Origin of the sequence: Arthrobacter oryzae (assembly GCF_031454875.1) — a bacterium.
GTDB lineage: Bacteria > Actinomycetota > Actinomycetes > Actinomycetales > Micrococcaceae > Arthrobacter > Arthrobacter oryzae_D.
The window spans coordinates 386,683-400,404 of sequence record NZ_JAVDRQ010000002.1 but is presented as its reverse complement, the minus strand read 5'-3'; the positions used below and the strand labels follow the sequence as shown (position 1 = coordinate 400,404).

General features: G+C 64.2%; 17 protein-coding genes. 6 read left to right on the top strand and 11 right to left on the bottom strand.

The features are described from left to right. The first annotated feature begins 6 nt into the window (after positions 1–6). From cpaB to J2805_RS05110, 6 genes are all read left to right on the top strand, one after another. Positions 7–780, top strand: coding sequence for a Flp pilus assembly protein CpaB (gene cpaB / locus J2805_RS05135; protein ID WP_309970148.1), 774 nt, complete (start codon positions 7–9; stop codon positions 778–780). Further along, on the top strand, positions 777–1,973 hold the full coding sequence (locus J2805_RS05130; RefSeq protein ID WP_309970146.1) for an AAA family ATPase: 1,197 nt from the start codon (positions 777–779) through the stop codon (positions 1,971–1,973). Before cpaB ends, J2805_RS05130 begins: the two co-directional genes overlap by 4 nt. Continuing rightward, entirely contained in the window at positions 1,974–3,542 is a 1,569-nt protein-coding gene (locus J2805_RS05125) for a CpaF family protein (protein WP_309970144.1), read from the top strand. Positions 3,543–3,552: 10 nt separating this feature from the next. Next, positions 3,553–4,485 carry a type II secretion system F family protein gene (locus J2805_RS05120; RefSeq protein WP_309970139.1) on the top strand — a complete coding sequence of 311 codons (933 nt, stop codon included), beginning with the start codon at positions 3,553–3,555 and terminating at the stop codon, positions 4,483–4,485. 7 nt (positions 4,486–4,492) lie between these two features. Next, on the top strand, positions 4,493–5,377 hold the full coding sequence (locus tag J2805_RS05115) for a type II secretion system F family protein (protein ID WP_309970137.1): 885 nt from the start codon (positions 4,493–4,495) through the stop codon (positions 5,375–5,377). A 109-nt stretch (positions 5,378–5,486) separates the two neighbouring features. After that, positions 5,487–5,945 carry an Hpt domain-containing protein gene (locus J2805_RS05110; protein WP_309970134.1) on the top strand — a complete coding sequence of 153 codons (459 nt, stop codon included), beginning with the start codon at positions 5,487–5,489 and terminating at the stop codon, positions 5,943–5,945. Positions 5,946–5,960: 15 nt separating this feature from the next. Here J2805_RS05110 and J2805_RS05105 read toward each other — a convergent pair whose 3' ends face one another. The 11 genes from J2805_RS05105 to map all read right to left on the bottom strand — a co-directional run bounded on the left by J2805_RS05105 (position 5,961) and on the right by map (position 13,702). Next, positions 5,961–6,731 carry a response regulator transcription factor gene (locus J2805_RS05105; protein WP_309970128.1) on the bottom strand — a complete coding sequence of 257 codons (771 nt, stop codon included), beginning with the start codon at positions 6,729–6,731 and terminating at the stop codon, positions 5,961–5,963. Positions 6,732–6,967: 236 nt separating this feature from the next. Next, positions 6,968–7,495, bottom strand: a complete 528-nt coding sequence (locus tag J2805_RS05100; protein WP_309970125.1) for a methyltransferase domain-containing protein — start codon at positions 7,493–7,495, stop codon at positions 6,968–6,970. Between the two features lie 64 nt (positions 7,496–7,559). Next, a complete protein-coding gene (locus J2805_RS05095; RefSeq protein WP_309970122.1) occupies positions 7,560–8,450 on the bottom strand; it encodes a tRNA pseudouridine synthase A in 891 nt (296 codons plus the stop codon). Positions 8,451–8,481: 31 nt separating this feature from the next. Beyond that, the gene (rplQ, locus tag J2805_RS05090) at positions 8,482–9,042 is read right to left on the bottom strand and encodes a 50S ribosomal protein L17 (RefSeq protein WP_309970119.1); all 561 of its coding nucleotides are present in this window, start codon (positions 9,040–9,042) and stop codon (positions 8,482–8,484) included. Between the two features lie 65 nt (positions 9,043–9,107). After that, positions 9,108–10,118, bottom strand: a complete 1,011-nt coding sequence (locus J2805_RS05085; protein WP_011692778.1) for a DNA-directed RNA polymerase subunit alpha — start codon at positions 10,116–10,118, stop codon at positions 9,108–9,110. Between the two features lie 132 nt (positions 10,119–10,250). Continuing rightward, positions 10,251–10,652 (bottom strand): 30S ribosomal protein S11, encoded by a 402-nt coding sequence (gene rpsK, locus J2805_RS05080; RefSeq protein ID WP_028265083.1) that lies wholly within the window; start codon positions 10,650–10,652, stop codon positions 10,251–10,253. A 45-nt stretch (positions 10,653–10,697) separates the two neighbouring features. Next, on the bottom strand, positions 10,698–11,075 hold the full coding sequence (gene rpsM / locus J2805_RS05075; RefSeq protein WP_011692780.1) for a 30S ribosomal protein S13: 378 nt from the start codon (positions 11,073–11,075) through the stop codon (positions 10,698–10,700). A gap of 173 nt (positions 11,076–11,248) precedes the next feature. Next, positions 11,249–11,362 carry a 50S ribosomal protein L36 gene (rpmJ, locus tag J2805_RS05070; RefSeq protein ID WP_009358722.1) on the bottom strand — a complete coding sequence of 38 codons (114 nt, stop codon included), beginning with the start codon at positions 11,360–11,362 and terminating at the stop codon, positions 11,249–11,251. Positions 11,363–11,431: 69 nt separating this feature from the next. Next, positions 11,432–11,653 (bottom strand): translation initiation factor IF-1, encoded by a 222-nt coding sequence (infA, locus tag J2805_RS05065; protein WP_009358723.1) that lies wholly within the window; start codon positions 11,651–11,653, stop codon positions 11,432–11,434. Between the two features lie 154 nt (positions 11,654–11,807). Then, complete coding sequence (locus J2805_RS05060; RefSeq protein ID WP_309970110.1) at positions 11,808–12,788, bottom strand: P1 family peptidase; 981 nt, start codon at positions 12,786–12,788, stop codon at positions 11,808–11,810. Between the two features lie 86 nt (positions 12,789–12,874). Next, positions 12,875–13,702: a type I methionyl aminopeptidase gene (map, locus tag J2805_RS05055; protein WP_309970106.1), complete on the bottom strand. Its 828-nt coding sequence runs from the start codon at positions 13,700–13,702 to the stop codon at positions 12,875–12,877. Positions 13,703–13,722: the final 20 nt, after the last annotated feature.

The following is a 13,722-nucleotide window of genomic DNA, read 5'->3' as shown; positions in this document are numbered from 1 at the left end:
CATTCAGTGAAGTCACGTTTGTTGGCAGGAGTGGTGGCAGTCCTGCTGGCCATCGTCGGGGCGGTCCTCGTCGTCACCTACGCCCAGGGTGCCGACCAACGCGCAGTCAAGGACCTGGAACCGGTGGGCGTCCTCGTGGTCACGAAGGCCATCCCCGCCGGCGCAACCGTTGACACCGTGAAAGCATCGGTGGCCCTGGAACAGATGCCGGGAACCGCCGTCGCAAAGTCCGCCCTGGACAGCTTGGACCAGTCCGCCGGAAAAGTCGCCGCCGCGGACCTCGTGCCCGGCGAGCAGCTCCTGGCGGAGAAGCTCGTCGCCCCTGAAGACCTCCAGACCTCCGGCTCGGTAAAGGTGCCGGCCGGCCTCCAGGAAGTCTCCTTCCAGCTGGAGCCGCAGCGCGTCGTCGGCGGACGCCTCCAGCCGGGCGACCACGTGGGCGTCTTCATCTCCATGAAAGCAGGCGGCATCGAATCGAAGGCCGACAAAGAGACCACCCAGCTTTCCATCCACAAAGTCCTGGTCACAGCTGTCCAGCGTGCCCCCGAGGCAGCCGCCGCCAACCCGGCACCGACGGCGAGCGCAGGAACCCAACCCGAACCGCGGGACGTGAACCTCCCCACCGGATCACTGATGATCACCGTGGCAGTCAACGACGTCAACGCAGGCAAGATCGTGTTCGCCTCCGAGTTCGGCGATGCCATCTGGCTCACGCGAGAACCCCTCGACGCCGAGGACAACGGGCCCCGCATCCTGATCCGGCCGGACGTCTACAAATGAGCCGCTTCATCCTCATCACGCCCGACGCCGACTTCGACGGCCGCCTTCGCCAAGCCGTCGCCGGCGGCCTCCACGGCGGCGTGCAGACGTTCTTCACCAGCCTGCTCCCCGCCGACCCCAACGAACTCTTCGCCCACCTCAACCAGGAACAGCCCGAAGTCCTCATCCTGGGACCCGGCGTTCCCGTGGAGGAATCGCTCCGGCTCGCCACCGTAATGAACGTCCGGTTTCCGGAGCTCAGCGTCATCCTGGCCACCGAACCGGATCCCGACTTCATCCTTCAGGCTATGCGCGCCGGCATCCGGGACATCCTCTCCCCCGACTCCGACCCCGCGCATATCCGGGTCCTCCTGGAGCGCGCCAGCCAATCGTTCGCCGGCCGCTACCGCCCGCCAACAAGCCAACCGACGGCGGAAAGTAACAGGGGCCTCGTTATCGGCGTCTTCTCCCCCAAGGGCGGCGTTGGCAAGACCACCATTGCGACCAACATCGCCATCGGCCTGGGCAAGATCGCCCCGATGAGCGTGGTGATCGTGGACCTGGACCTGCAGTTCGGGGACGTCGCCTCCGCGCTCTACCTCGACCCGCAGCACACCGTCACGGACGCGGTCTCCCCCGCCGCCAGCCAGGATTCACTCGTTCTCAAGGCCTTCCTCACCGTCCATCCGGGCAGTATCTATGCTGTCTGCGCTCCGCCAACCCCTGTGGACGCCGACGAGATCACCCCGGACCAGGTCAGCCGGCTCCTGGAACAGCTGGCCGAACAGTTCCAGTACGTTGTGGTGGACACAGCCCCGGGACTGCCGGAAATCGGCCTCGCCGCCATGGAACAGTGCACCGACGTGGTGTGGGTGAGCGCCATGGATATCCCCAGCGTCAGGGGCCTGCGTTCCGGCCTGGACGTCCTCCGCCAGCTGGACATCCTCCCGGAAACCCGGCACGTGGTCCTCAACATGGCGGACTCCAAGCTCGGGCTCACGGTCCAGGACCTCGAGTCCACCATCGGAGCCCCCGTCGACGTGAGCATCCCGCGGTCCCGTGCCGTCGCACTGTCCACCAACCGTGGCATCCCTGTCCTTCAGGAGTCAGCCAAGGACCCGGCCACCAAGGGGCTTAACCAGCTCGTCGAGCGGTTCAACCCCGCCTGGCGCGCCAAATCACAACGCAAACTTCACCGAAGGGTAGTGGTCTAGATGAAACTTTCAGAGCGCATCAGCGCCGCGCAGGCGAAGTCGCAGTCACCGTCGCAGCCCCACACGCCGTCCGCCTCCTCAGGCCCCTCATCACGCGCGTCCACCGCAACCCTTCAGCTGGACCGCCCCGCGCTGCCCGGCCGCCACCCGGAACCGTGGACTCCGGCAAAGCAGGAAAAGCGGACGACGACGGCGGCACCGGCTGCCGCCGTCGTGGTTCCGTCAACGGGGACGGAACATCCGGACGAAACCAGGCCCAAAGCCCAGCAGCCCGTGGACGCGTTCGCGGCGTTGAAGGAGCGGGCAGCCACGGCGTTGTTCGAACGCCTGGGTTCGCGCTTCAATGACTCAGCCATCACCGAGCTGGAACTCCGGACGTCCGCCCGGGAGGAGCTCACGCGCATCATCGACGCCGAGCAGGTGCCGCTGTCCGCGGAAGAGCGCACCCGCCTGGTCCAGGACGTCGCCGACGACGTGCTGGGCTACGGACCCCTGCAGCGGCTCCTGGATGACCCCGCCGTCACCGAAATCATGGTCAACCGGATGGACCAGATCTACGTCGAGCGGAAGGGCCACCTCACCCTGGCGGACTCCCGCTTCAGCTCGGAGGAGCACCTGCGCAAGGTGATCGAGAGGATCGTGTCGAAGGTTGGCCGCCGCATTGACGAGTCCTCGCCACTGGTGGATGCCCGGCTGGAGGACGGTTCCCGTGTCAACGCGGTGATCCCACCCTTGGCCGTCGGCGGATCATCACTGACCATCCGTAAGTTCAGCAAGGTGCCCCTCACCGTCCGGAACCTCATCGACTTCGGGACCCTGACGCCGGAAATGGCCGAGCTCCTGAACGCGTGCGTCAAGGCCAAGCTCAACATCATCGTCTCCGGCGGAACGGGAACGGGGAAAACCACCCTGCTGAACGTCCTTTCCTCCTTCCTGCCAGCAGATGAACGGATCGTCACCATCGAGGACGCCGTGGAACTCCAGATCCAGCAGGACCACGTGGTGCGGCTGGAAAGCAGACCGCCCAACACTGAAGGCAAAGGCGAAGTGACCATCCGCGAACTCCTGCGGAACTCGCTGCGTATGCGCCCGGACCGCATCGTGGTGGGCGAGGTCCGCGGCGGAGAGTCGCTGGACATGCTCCAGGCCATGAACACGGGGCACGACGGCTCGCTGTCCACCGTTCACTCCAACTCGCCGCGGGACGCCGTCGCCCGCCTCGAAACACTGGTGCTCATGGCCGGGATGGACCTGCCGCTGCGGGCCATCCGGGAACAGATCGCCTCCGCCGTGAACCTGATCGTCCAGATTTCACGTTTGCGCGACGGCAGCCGCCGCATCACCCACGTGACCGAGGTGCAGGGGATGGAGGGCGACATCGTGACCCTGCAGGACGCCTTTGTGTTCGACTACTCCGCCGGTGTTGACGCCCACGGGCGATTCCTCGGGCGTCCTGTTGCCACCGGGATCCGTCCGCGCTTCATCGACCGCTTCGAGGACCTCGGGATCCATGTCTCGCCCGGCGTCTTCGCTACGCCCGCCGGTCCCGCCGGCGAAGGACAGGGTTAGGAGCGCTGCCATGCTCATGACCCTTGGAGCGGCGCTCCTCTTCCTTGCACCCGTCCTCCTGGGCGTGGCGCTGCTGATACCCGGCACGCCGGAGATCGCCCTCGGCCGGCGCCGTCCCTACGACTCAAATCCGCCCTCAGGCCTGACCCGCCTGGCGAACACCACGGTCGGGGCCCTGGACCGGTTCCTGGCGAACCGGAACGTCCGCCTCTACAACCGCGAGTCCCTCGAGAATGCCGGCCTCCGGCTCAGCCAGGCCGAGTTCTTTGTCCTGGTCATTGCCGGTGGCATCGTAGGCGCACTCGTTGGGCTGGTCATCGGCGTGCCTGCCGTCTCCGTCCTCCTCGTGATCCTGGCCCCGTTCGTGGGGCACCTGCTGCTGGGCTTCCTGGCCGGCAAGCGCCGGGCAAAGTTCGACCAGCAGCTCGGCGATACCCTCCAGCTCCTCGCCGGCGGACTCCGGGCCGGCCACAGCATCCTCCGCGCCATCGACGCCGCGGCCGCTGAATCCCAAAGCCCGACGTCGGAAGAGATGCGCCGGGTCATCACCGAGACCAGCCTGGGCCGCGACCTGCTGGCCTCCCTGACGGACACCTCGGAACGGATGAAGAACGAGGACTTCATCTGGATTGCCCAGGCCATCCAGATCAACCGCGAAGTCGGCGGAAACCTGGCGGAGGTCCTGGACCAGGTCAATGAGACGATCCGGGAACGGTCCGAAATCAAGGGCCACATCAAAGCACTCGCGGCAGAAGGAAAGTTCTCCGCCTACATCCTGATTGCCATGCCCATCGGCATCGTGCTCATGCTCATGGCCGTGAACCCCGGCTACATGGACGCAATGTTCACCCACCCGCTGGGGTGGGGCATGATCGCGGCGTCCGTGGTGTTCATGACCATCGGCAGCCTGTGGATGCGCAAAATCATCGACCTGAAGTTCTGAGACGCAAATGAATCCCCTGGTGCTTTCCTCGCTCCTCCTGGTCTGCCTGCCCGTCGGCTATCTGGCCTGGTCCGTCCTGTCCGTGGACCGCAAATCCCGGACTGCGGCGGTGACCCTCCTGGCCCGCGGCCGCAGGGTGGCTGAGGTACCAGAAAAGTCGGAGCGGCGTTCCCTCGACCGCATCGGACATGCCCTGACGCCTGCAGCCTACGTCCGCAAACTCGACCGACTGCTGGCCTTGGCCGGGCGGCCCGCATCCATGCCGCTCGGACGTGTGCTTGGTTCGAAACTGGCTCTGGGGATTACTGGCGCAACTCTCGGCGCCTTCCTTAGCGCCACGGGCAGCACCCCGCTGATGAAATTGGCCGGCCTCTTTGTGCTGGTTCTCGGCTATTTCATCCCGGACCTGCTCCTATACAGCAAGGGCCAGGAACGCCAGAAGGCCATGCAGCTGGAACTGGCAAACACCCTGGACCAGATGCTCATTTCCGTCGAAGCCGGCCTCGGCTTCGAGGGTGCCATGGCCCGGGCGGGAGAGAACGGCAAAGGACCCCTCTCCGAAGAGCTTGTCCGCACCCTGCAGGACATGCAGGTGGGACGCAGCCGCAGGGAGTCTTACCTGGCGCTTGCCGAACGCACCAGCATCCCGGAACTCCGCAGCTTCGTGCAGGCCATTGTGCAGGCGGACACCTACGGAATTGCCATCAGCCGGGTACTCCGGATTCAGGCCAAGGTGATGCGGGTCAAGCGCAGGCAACGCGCTGAGGAAAAGGCCATGAAGCTGCCGGTCATGATCCTGTTCCCCCTCTTGTTCTTCATTTTTCCCGTCCTGTTCATCGCCATTCTTGGGCCGGCAGTCATCAATACAGTTGTCACATTCAGCACTCAGTAACTGTCATCAGGTAACACCAGTTGCCTCCCGTTGCCCAAGAAGACTCAAGGTTTCCGCAATATCTCCATAGGTCGAGTGAATTGACAGGTTCAGGAAGTAGCGTTGTCATATGTCCATTTCAGGCAGCTGCACCGAAGACGAGAGTCCGGACGACGTCCGCGTCTCGCCATTGGTCGACGCCGCCCCGGGCATGGACGCCAGCTTGGCTTTTGAGGACATCCCGCTCGTGGACCTCCTGGTGCTGCAGGAGCTCGAGAGCCAGCTGGCGCAGCCCTCCGTCGCAAAGAAGTTCGCGTTGGACTACATCGAAATCTGGGAACAGCGCTACCTGAACCTGACCAATGCGATCTCCGGCCAGGACCGCAACACTGCCCTGGATGCCGCCATCAGCCTCAAGATCGGTTCCGCGATGGTGGGCGGCCTGCGCTTGGCCCGCCTTGCCGAAGACATCGAGAACCTGATCCGGTCCGGGTGCTGGGACAAGGGCCGGTCCCTGCTGGCCCGGGTCTCGGAGCTCGGCCGGGAAACAGTGGCGCACCTCCGCCAAAGCTACCTCCCGGCGGACTAGCAGGCCCGCCGGCAATTATGGCTTGCCGGCTGCGAGCCGGTATCCCACACCCCGCACGGTCTGCAGGAACTGCGGCGAATGGGGATCTTCGTGGAGTTTCCTCCGGAGGTTCCCGATATGGACTTCCACGGCACGCTCGTCAGCCTCGCTGATGTACGTGTCGTCCTGGTAGTAGTCCCCGCGCACCACCTTCACCAGGTCAGCCCGCGTGCACACCGCGCCGCCGGCCCGCAGAAGTTCCTCCAGCAGGACGAACTCGCTACGGGTCAGTTCCAGTTCCTTGCCGGCCAGTTCAGCGGACCTGGTCCTGGAGCTGAGCCTGAGGCCCCGGTGCTCCAGGACGTCCCTGGGCGCGGTTCCGGCGTGAACCAGTGGGGCCGGCTCCGCTGCCGCCGGCTGCCTGTCTGCCCCGCTGTTCCGTGGCCGCCGCATCATGGCGGCCACCCTCGCGCGGAGTTCCAACGGGCGGAACGGCTTGGTGATGTAGTCGTCCGCGCCGGAGTGAAGCGCCGTCAGCATGTCCGGCTCTTCTGTCCGGCCCGTCAGCATCACCACGTAGGCGTCACTGAACTGCCGGATGCGGCGCAGTACCTCGTAGCCGTCGATGTCCGGCAGTCCGACGTCCAGCGTGACAACGTTGGCGTGCTGATGTCGGACCACTTCCACGCCTTCACGGCCGTCCGAGGCCGTGTGCACCTCAAACCCTGCATGAAGGAAGACCGATTCCAACAAGTTCCGTACGTCCTTGTCGTCCTCGATAACCACAGCTACTCCCAGATCGCTCATGGCAAAACCCCATTGTCCCCAGACCCCATACAAACACCTGCCCATCGCAAGTGTTCGTTTCACCCCCCGAGGGACTACGCTACAAGAAATCTCGCTTATTTGTGGCTCTTTTTCCCGGGGGAATTCTTCCGCTCATTTATCTTGAATTCAAAGGTAAACGTTGTTGTCAGTTATTCATTACTACACCTTCCGCAATTCCCATAACCACTCCAATGGGCTGTCTCCCCGAAGGGCCGTCAGCTTGTGAGCCGGTACACCGACACGTGACCGCGGGACTCCGCGGTGAATTCGCTGCGGTCCCAGTCCGCCCACCTCGATTCCAGCCCAAACCCTGCCAGCCGCGCCATGAGGTCGAGCTCGCTGGGCCAGATGTAACGGTGTGGCGTCCGTCCGATCCATGCATCCCGCCTCAGGAGGTTGGCGATGGTGTTGAAAACCAGGAACCCCAGCGAGAAGTTCTGGCCCGCCACCGCCTCGGTCATGTCGCCCTGAACGACAGGAATCCGGTCCGCTCCGACCTTCTCCCGCAGACGGGAGATCATCGCATGGGACAGTTCGATGCCGCTGACCTGAACACCCGCCTCTGAGAGCGGGATAGCGACACGCCCCGTGCCAATGGCAAACTCAACGGCCGGACCTCCGCCCGCGAGCTGTGACAGGACCTCTACCGTGGGGTCCAGCACTTCGGGGGAGAACATGCCCTCTCCGGGCGTGTCGTAGTGCTTCGCGGCTTCGTCGTCCCAGAGCTGCTGCTGGTTGATCATCCCGCCACTATTGCACCCGACGGCGCACAGAATCTACCGTCCGCCGCCGGAATAGCCCGTGGACCTACTTCCGCAGCGCCCGCGTCAGTTCGGCCCGGGCCAGCAGCTCACCGTCCGAAGGGTATGCGACTTCCTCCAGCACCAGAGGATGCGGCGCCGCCAGGACTGACTTCGCATCGCGCTTCTGCTCCAGCAGCCGCTCGTAGAGCCAGCCGGGGCGTTCGGCCCCCGAGCCGACATACAGCGCAGAGCCCACCAGGGCACGCACCATATTGTGGCAGAAGGCATCGGCCTGCACGGTGGCAACAATGACGCCGTCGCTCCCCCGCTCGAATTCGAACCGCTGCAGCTCCCGGATGGTGGTGGATCCTTCCCGGGGCTTGCAGTAGGAACGGAAGTTCTGCAGGCCCAGCAGTTTGGCCGCGCCCTCGTTCAGCAGCGTTACATCCAACTGTTCCTTGTGCCACAGCGTGGAGGACCGGCCCAGGGGATCCCAGAGCGCGGGGCCGTCCGCAATACGGTAGCTGTACCGGCGCCACAGCGCCGAGAACCGCGCGTCGAACCCCTCCGGCGCAACGGTGACGCTGTGCACTTCGATGGCGCCGGTCAGGTCTCCCAGCCCCCTGCTGAGCGCACCCCGCAGACGCCGCAGAAGCGCGACGGCGGGATCCAGTTCCACGCCGCGGTTGAGTCCGAGCCACTCGTCTTCGGTCAGGTCCAGGTGCACCACCTGGCCGCGGGCGTGTACGCCGGCGTCCGTGCGGCCTGCGACGGTGACGCGCACCTTGCGCCGGATCAGGAGCGCCAGGGCATCCTCCAGGACTCCCTGGACGGTCAGGAGTCCGGGCTGCACCGCCCACCCGCTAAACGGGCCGCCGTCGTACGCCAAATCCATACGGATACGCAAAAACCCGCCGCCCCCCAAAACGGGGGCAGCGGGTTTCTGGTGGTTCATAGACTTAAGTCTATGCCAAGGAATCAGCGAATTACTTCGCGTCCTTTTCCTCAGCAGCAGGCTCTGCAGCAGCTTCCTCAGCGGCCGGGGCCTCTTCGGTCTCAGCAGCTTCGGTCTCAGCAGCTTCGGTCTCAGCAGCTTCGGCGGGAGCTTCCTCGGCGGCCGGAGCAGCCTTGTCTGCATCGCGCTTGGCAGCAGCGGTAGCCTCAGCTACGACGGCCTGCTTGGCGGAAACCGGCTCGAGAACCAGTTCGATGACAGCCATGGGAGCGTTGTCGCCCTTGCGGTTGCCGATCTTGGTGATGCGGGTGTAGCCGCCATCGCGGTTCTCCACTGCCTGTGCAATGTCGGTGAACAGCTCGTGGACGACGCCCTTGTTGCTGATCAGGCCGAGTACACGACGGCGGGAAGCGAGGTCGCCGCGCTTGGCGAAAGTCACCAGACGCTCTGCGTACGGCTTCAGGCGCTTGGCCTTGGTCACCGTGGTGGTGATCCGCTTGTGCTCGAACAGTGCTGCAGCCAGGTTCGCGAGCATCAGGCGCTCGTGAGCCGGGCCGCCTCCGAGGCGCGGACCCTTAGTGGGGGTAGGCATAATTGTTTCTCCTGTTGTGTAGGCCGGCCAGGTCCATCACTGGACCCGTGGCCAAGATCTGCTTGTTAGAGCTCGTCGTCGCTGAACGCGGCGTCGTCCTCTTCGATGGCTGCGGCGCGAGCTGCCAGGTCGAAACCGGGAGGCGAGTCCTTGAGGGACAGACCCAGTTCAACCAGCTTGGCCTTGACCTCGTCGATGGACTTCGCACCGAAGTTACGGATGTCCATCAGGTCGGCCTCGGAGCGGGCAACGAGTTCACCCACGGTGTGGATGCCCTCACGCTTGAGGCAGTTGTAGGAACGGACGGTGAGGTCCAGATCCTCGATCGGCAGGGCCATGTCAGCTGCCAGGGCAGCGTCAGTCGGCGACGGGCCAATCTCGATACCTTCAGCTGCGGTGTTCAGCTCGCGGGCCAGACCGAACAGTTCCACCAGGGTGGTGCCTGCCGAAGCAACGGCGTCGCGCGGGGCGATTGCCTGCTTGGTCTCGACGTCGACAATCAGCTTGTCGAAGTCAGTGCGCTGCTCAACACGGGTAGCTTCCACGCGGAAAGTAACCTTCAGCACCGGCGAGTAGATCGAGTCGACCGGAATGCGGCCGATCTCGGAATCGCCGGACTTGTTCTGAGCTGCCGAAACGTAGCCGCGGCCGCGCTCGATGGTCAGTTCGAGTTCGAACTTGCCCTTCGAGTTCAGCGTGGCAATGTGCAGATCCGGGTTGTGGAATTCGACGCCGGCCGGCGGAGCGATGTCCGCGGCGGTGACGACTCCCGGGCCCTGCTTGCGCAGGTAAGCAACAACCGGCTCGTCGTGCTCGGAGGAAACCGACAGGTTCTTGATGTTCAGGATGATCTCGGTGACATCTTCCTTGACACCCGGAACCGTGGTGAACTCGTGCAGCACGCCATCGATCCGGATGCTGGTTACAGCAGCGCCCGGGATGGAGGAGAGCAGGGTACGGCGGAGGGAGTTTCCGAGAGTGTATCCAAAGCCCGGCTCCAGCGGTTCAATGATGAAACGGGAGCGGTTTTCGGAGACTACCTCTTCAGAGAGGGTGGGGCGCTGTGCAATGAGCACTTAGGTTTCCTTTCGGCGAGCATCCGCTATATGACGCAACACAGGTGGTGGAAATTCGGTCTGAAGACTTAACGCGGCTGGGCCTGCCCGGACCCGTGAAGGTCCGGGCAAGCTCCTGCTGCTGGAAACGTCTTAGACGCGGCGGCGCTTCGGCGGACGGCAGCCGTTGTGCGCGCTGGGGGTTACGTCCTGGATGGAACCAACCTCGAGGCCAGCGGCCTGCAGCGAACGGATTGCGGTCTCGCGTCCTGATCCCGGTCCCTTGACGAATACGTCAACCTTGCGCAGACCGTGCTCCTGTGCACGCTTTGCGGCAGCTTCGGCAGCCATCTGGGCAGCGAACGGGGTGGACTTACGTGAGCCCTTGAAGCCAACCTCACCGGCGGAAGCCCAGGAGATGACAGCACCGTTCGGATCCGTGATGGAAACGATGGTGTTGTTAAAGGTGCTCTTGATGTGCGCCTGGCCCAGCGCGATATTCTTCTTGTCCTTCTTACGCGGCTTGCGAACCGCGCCACGAGTCTTCGGGGGCATTATTTCTCCTACAGAAAGTTATCGGGGGAAAGTCAGCAGCTATTTCTAGCGGCCGGCTTTCTTCTTGCCGGCGACGGTGCGCTTCGGACCCTTGCGGGTACGTGCGTTGGTCTTCGTACGCTGTCCGCGTACGGGCAGGCCCTTGCGGTGACGCAGGCCTTCGTAGCTGCCGATTTCAACCTTGCGGCGGATATCAGCGGCTACTTCGCGGCGAAGGTCACCCTCAACCTTGTAGTTGCCTTCAATGTAGTCACGCAGCTCAACCAGCTGTGCGTCGGTCAGGTCCTTGACCCGAACGTCTGCACTGATGCCGGTAGCAGCCAGGGTTTCGTGTGCACGGGTCTTGCCCACGCCGTAGATGTAAGTAAGCGCAATTTCCAACCGCTTTTCGCGGGGAATGTCTACGCCAGCGAGACGAGCCATATTGGCGGTACTCCTTGTATAAACCGGAGGTCGTAGGCAGTACACCCGCACTTTCAGTGCGGCCCCAGCCTCCGACCGGGGGTTAGCTGTCCGGGCTCATACGTCCCAATTCAGCTTGTGCTGCCTTTATTTACTTGCGTGGGTTAGCAACCCAGGGTTTCCCGTGAAGGAAATTAGCCCTGGCGCTGCTTGTGGCGCGGGTTCTCGCAGATCACCATGACCCGGCCATTACGGCGGATCACTTTGCACTTTTCGCAGATCTGCTTGACGCTCGGCTTGACCTTCATGGCGTTCCTTTGCGTGTTGCAGTTGGTCAGCTGGACCGGCCTTCGGCTGTTGCTCTGGCCGCCCAGTGTTTACTTGTAGCGGTAGACGATACGACCACGTGTGAGGTCGTACGGGCTCAGCTCCACCACTACCCGGTCCTCAGGGAGAATCCTGATGTAGTGCTGGCGCATTTTTCCAGAGATGTGCGCCAGAACGATGTGCTTGTTGGTGAGCTCAACGCGAAACATCGCGTTAGGCAGCGCCTCAGTCACAACGCCCTCGATCTCAATGACCCCGTCCTTCTTGGCCATACCCTCCGCTAACTGTTGTTGCCACAGCCTTTCCGATTGGCACCGGACATGACTGCGAACGTTTTTGATTGATTGGTCTCTGCCTTCCGACCGCAAAAGGGCGCAAACAGGGCAGACAACCAACAGACAACACTACGCCATCTTGGCAGGAATGTTAAATCGGACCATGGTAGCGCACTACCGGGCCGTACGCAGCAAATTCCCCCGCCGGGGTTGTGACGCCCGCGGCCCGCGAGATGCCGTCCAGGATGGCTTCGGTCACCACGTCGGCCGCCGCGCTCTGCAGCGCGATGAGGCTGAAGTGCCTCGGTGTCCCGATGCTTTCCAGTTCGACGGCGCCGGTGGCCAGGCAGAACACGGTGTCGCCGTCGGCCAGGGTATGGCTCGGATTCAGCGCACGGGCCAGTCCGGCGTGAGCAGCCGAGGCGGTCCGTTTGCAGTCGGCTTTGCTGAGGATGGCATTCGTGGCGACGACGACGAGCGTGGTGTTCAGGGGTGGTTCCTCTGCGGCTTCCGCCGCAACGGCCGAAACCCTCGGCGTTTCGACAGGCTCACCCCTCGACCCGAACGGCATCCCCACCGCATTGACTATTGCCAGGGCCCCTACAACGACGCCGTTCTCCAGAGTCACTGAGGCTGTCCCGACTCCGCCTTTGTACGTCCCCCGGCCGATGACCGCCCCGGTGCCGGCCCCCGCGTTGCCGCGTTCGACGTCGTGACTTTCCGGTTGCGCAGCGGCGGCGGCGGTTGCCGCGTAGCCCATGTCCTCGTCCGGGCGGGCGGCAAAGTCGCCGCCGCGGCCCAGGTCGAAGATGGCCGCGGCGGGGACGATCGGCACCAAACCGCCAGGCACCGGCAAGCCCCTGCCGTTTTCCTCGCACCAGCGTTGGGCGCCGCGCGCCGTGACCAGGCCGAAGGCGCTGCCGCCGGTGAGTACCACGGCGTCCACCTGCTGCGAGAGGGTGGTGGGATCCAGCGCGTCTGTTTCCGAGGTAGCCGGGCCGCCACCGCGGACGTCCACGGAGCCGACGGTTCCGGGCGGCGGAAGCACCACGGTCACGCCGGTGAGCCAGCCGGCGTCGGACTTCTGAACGTGGCCTATCCGCATCCCCGGCACATCAGTAATGGCTCCCATGGCTCCATTGTGCCCGCACACCCAACTGGGTCGCAGCAGATGTCGTTATGAGCCCTCATAACGACATCAACTGCGACCTACTTGGGCTACGGGATCGGGACGGGGACCACGCCCAGCGGCGCAAGCCGCTTCGCACCGCCGTCGGGCGCGGAAAGAACCCAGATGCCCTTTTCGTGGACGGCCACCGAGTGCTCCCACTGGCAGGAACGCTTGCCGTCGGTGGTCACCACGGTCCAGTCGTCCTCGAGCACGGCTGTCTCGATGCTGCCGCGGACCAGCATGGGCTCGATCGCCAGGCACAGCCCGGGGCGGATCTTGGGCCCGCGGTGGTTGGTGCGGTAGTTCAGCACGTCCGGCGCCATGTGCATCTCGGAGCCGATGCCGTGGCCAACGTAGTCTTCCAGGATGCCCAGCGGCTTGCCCTGTACGGAAGAGACGTAGTCGTCCACGGCGCAGCCGATGTCCCCCACGAACTTTCCGGTCGCAAGCGCGGCGATGCCCCGCCACATGGCTTCTTCGGTGACTTCGGACAGCCTGACGTCTTCGGGGTCGGGGGTGCCTACGATCACGGTGCGGGCCGAGTCGGAGTGCCAGCCGTCCACAATGGCTCCGCCGTCGATCGAGATGATGTCGCCGTCGTTCAGCACGCGGTTGCCCGGGATCCCGTGGACCACTTCCTCGTTGACGGAGGTGCAGATGGTGGCCGGGAACCCGTGGTAGCCGAGGAAGTTGGACTTGGCGCCCGCCTCGTCGAGGACTGCGCGGAAGACGGCGTCCAGCTGTGCCGTGGTGGTGCCGGGGGTGGCCGCCGCAACCGCAGCGTCCAGGGCGCGGCTCAGGACCAAGCCGGCCTCATGCATGGTGCGCATTTGGGCGTTGGTCTTGTATTCGATGCGGGGCTGTCCGAATGCCATGTATACCTCAGTGCTTTGTC

What these genes read in the sequence shown, in the direction of transcription:
- J2805_RS05130 (WP_309970146.1), top strand. Translation starts at nt 777, where the DNA reads ATGAGCCGCTTCATCCTCATCACGCCCGACGCCGACTTCGACGGCCGC.
- J2805_RS05125 (WP_309970144.1), top strand. Translation starts at nt 1,974, where the DNA reads ATGAAACTTTCAGAGCGCATCAGCGCCGCGCAGGCGAAGTCGCAGTCA.
- J2805_RS05120 (WP_309970139.1), top strand. Translation starts at nt 3,553, where the DNA reads ATGCTCATGACCCTTGGAGCGGCGCTCCTCTTCCTTGCACCCGTCCTC.
- J2805_RS05115 (WP_309970137.1), top strand. Translation starts at nt 4,493, where the DNA reads ATGAATCCCCTGGTGCTTTCCTCGCTCCTCCTGGTCTGCCTGCCCGTC.
- J2805_RS05110 (WP_309970134.1), top strand. Translation starts at nt 5,487, where the DNA reads ATGTCCATTTCAGGCAGCTGCACCGAAGACGAGAGTCCGGACGACGTC.
- J2805_RS05105 (WP_309970128.1), bottom strand. Translation starts at nt 6,731, where the DNA reads ATGAGCGATCTGGGAGTAGCTGTGGTTATCGAGGACGACAAGGACGTA.
- J2805_RS05100 (WP_309970125.1), bottom strand. Translation starts at nt 7,495, where the DNA reads ATGATCAACCAGCAGCAGCTCTGGGACGACGAAGCCGCGAAGCACTAC.
- J2805_RS05095 (WP_309970122.1), bottom strand. Translation starts at nt 8,450, where the DNA reads ATGAACCACCAGAAACCCGCTGCCCCCGTTTTGGGGGGCGGCGGGTTT.
- rplQ (WP_309970119.1), bottom strand. Translation starts at nt 9,042, where the DNA reads ATGCCTACCCCCACTAAGGGTCCGCGCCTCGGAGGCGGCCCGGCTCAC.
- rpsK (WP_028265083.1), bottom strand. Translation starts at nt 10,652, where the DNA reads ATGCCCCCGAAGACTCGTGGCGCGGTTCGCAAGCCGCGTAAGAAGGAC.
- rpsM (WP_011692780.1), bottom strand. Translation starts at nt 11,075, where the DNA reads ATGGCTCGTCTCGCTGGCGTAGACATTCCCCGCGAAAAGCGGTTGGAA.
- rpmJ (WP_009358722.1), bottom strand. Translation starts at nt 11,362, where the DNA reads ATGAAGGTCAAGCCGAGCGTCAAGCAGATCTGCGAAAAGTGCAAAGTG.
- infA (WP_009358723.1), bottom strand. Translation starts at nt 11,653, where the DNA reads ATGGCCAAGAAGGACGGGGTCATTGAGATCGAGGGCGTTGTGACTGAG.
- J2805_RS05060 (WP_309970110.1), bottom strand. Translation starts at nt 12,788, where the DNA reads ATGGGAGCCATTACTGATGTGCCGGGGATGCGGATAGGCCACGTTCAG.
- map (WP_309970106.1), bottom strand. Translation starts at nt 13,702, where the DNA reads ATGGCATTCGGACAGCCCCGCATCGAATACAAGACCAACGCCCAAATG.